General features: G+C 71.1%; 2 protein-coding genes. One reads left to right on the forward strand and one right to left on the reverse strand.

The window, feature by feature from the left end; translation table 11 throughout:
- The coding region (locus LPZ50_RS24275) for a GDYXXLXY domain-containing protein (protein ID WP_230665405.1) at positions 1–1,644 on the forward strand (1,644 nt) is incomplete at its 5' end.
- A 93-nt stretch (positions 1,645–1,737) separates the two neighbouring features.
- Here the strand turns inward: LPZ50_RS24275 and LPZ50_RS24280 are convergent.
- The coding region (locus LPZ50_RS24280) for a glutamate--tRNA ligase family protein (RefSeq protein WP_230665407.1) at positions 1,738–2,225 on the reverse strand (488 nt) is incomplete at its 5' end.

The following is a 2,225-nucleotide window of genomic DNA, read 5'->3' on the forward strand; positions in this document are numbered from 1 at the left end:
GCCGGCAAAGCGATGGCGCCGCCCGTGGCCGGGGCGCCCGTGGCCGAGCTGGGCGATGCCGACGCCGAGCCCCAACTGGGCCCGCCCTGGTACGTGCAAGGCCTGCTGGGCCTGAGCGCCTGGCTGACCACGCTGTTGCTGCTGCTGTTCCTGTTCCTGTCAGGCGCGGTGCAGTCGCAGGAAGGCGCGATGGTGGTGGGCCTGGTCTTGTGCGCGGTGGCCGTGGCCGTGCTGCGCACCGACGCGGGGCCGTTCTGGCGCCAATGCGCCACGGCCATGGGCTTCGCGGGCCAGATCCTGGTGGCGTTCGGCCTGTCGGATTCTTCCTCGCAGTTCAACGCCTGCACCTTCGTGCTGTTGCTGGGGGTGGCGGTTTACGCCCTGGCCCCCGAGGCCTTGCTGCGCTTTCTCAGTGCCTGGATGATCGCCCTGGCGGGCGCGGGCCTGATCTGGCTGGGCCTGGTGCCCGAGCTGATGCACGACGACCTGCTGGGCGCCTGGCTGGATTTCGACACACTGCGCGCCGCGTTCATCTGGCAGCCGGTGGCGGTAACCGGCGCCTGGGCGGCGGCGGTGGCGTTTTGCCTGGGGCACCGCCTGGCGCGCACCCGCCCCAACGCGCTCTTGCCCCTGGCATGGGCCTTCGTGCTGGCGGTGCAGGGCATGGTGTGGCTGGCAGGCGGCACTTCGGTGGCGCAACTGCCGGCGATCTGGCAATTGCACCCGGTGACGGCCCTGTTGACGGTGGCGGGCGCGGTGCTGCCGGTGGCCTGCGCCCTGGCGGTGCTGTGGCCGCGCCGCCGCGTGCTGACGGCCGGCGTCATGTGGGGCGTGCCGCTGGGCCTGCTGGCCCTGTCGCTGTTCTGGCTGCCCAGCCCGGGTATTGCATTCGCCCTGGCCTGGATGCTGCTGGGCTTCGGCCTGAACCGCTCGCGCCTGGCGATGTTCGGCGGCCTGAGCCTGCTGGCATATCTGGTGGTGTACTACTACCAGCTGCAGGTGCCCTTGCTGGACAAGGCGCTGTGGCTGGGCGGTGCCGCGCTGCTGTTGTTCCTGCTCCATGGGCTGGTGTGGCTGGTGCCGCGCCTGATGCGCACGGCCCAGGCGCCACAGGCCGCGGTGGCCGGCCCGGCCTCGCCGGCGCTGCGCTGGCGCACCGCCGTGGTGCTGGGGGGCCTGGTGCTGGCCGCGGTGGTGGTCAACGGGGCCATCTGGCAGCGCGAAACCTTGCTGGCCCATGGGCGGGTGGCCATCCTGGCATTAGCGCCGGTAGACCCGCGTTCGCTGATGCAGGGCGACTACATGGCCTTGCGGTTCGAGGCGGGCGATCAAGTCATGAAGCACTTTGCCGCCGACGACAAAAAGGCCCCGCCGCTGGACGGCTATGTGGTGCTCGTGCCCGACAGCCAGGGCGTGGCGCAGGTTGCGCGTATCCAGAGCGAACCCCAGCCGCAGCAGAACCAGGAAATCGCCCTGCGCTACCGCCTGCGGGGCGGACAGGTGCGCATCGTGACCAACGCCTATTTCTTTCCCGAAGGCCAGGCCGACCGCTATGCGGCGGCGCGCTATGGCGAACTGCGGGTGGGCGACGACGGCACCGGGCTGCTGGTGCGGATGCTCGGCGAGGACAAGCAGCCGCTGTGATGCGCTGGGGGTGCGTCTTCGGTGTCTGGCGCCCTGGCGGGAGCCAGACACCTGCTGCCAGCCGGAAGGGCAAAAACCGTACGCCAGGCCGCGTCAGCTCGCTGTGATGGGAAAGCGCGCAGCCCAGCACGCGGTGGCTTCGGCCAGGAAGGCGGCCGGGGTGCCGGCGGCGCAGGGTTCGAACCCCAGCGCCTGCCAGGCCTGTCGCAGCATCGCCATCGGCTGCGCGGTGTCCAGCGGCGCGGCGCCGTTCTGTTTGGACAGCTTCAGGCCGGTGGCGGGGTCGCTGATCAGCGGCACGTGCATCACGCGTGGCGGCGCGGCGCCCAGCAGGCGGGCCAGTACGCGCTGGCGCGCGGTGGAACTGAGCAGATCAGCGCCGCGCACAATGTCGGTAATGCCTTGTTCGGCGTCATCCACCACCACGGCCAATTGATAGGCCCACAGGCCGTCGGCGCGGCGCAGCACGAAGTCTCCCACCGCCTGGGCCACATCTTGCTGCTGAGGGCCCAGCCAGCGGTCGGTGAAGGCCTCCACGCCTTCGGGGACGCGCAGGCGCCAGGCGCGCGCCAGGCGGCCCG

It is taken from the genome of Bordetella petrii (assembly GCF_020991325.1).
In the GTDB taxonomy this organism is placed as follows: Bacteria; Pseudomonadota; Gammaproteobacteria; order Burkholderiales; family Burkholderiaceae_B; genus Bordetella_A; species Bordetella_A petrii_E.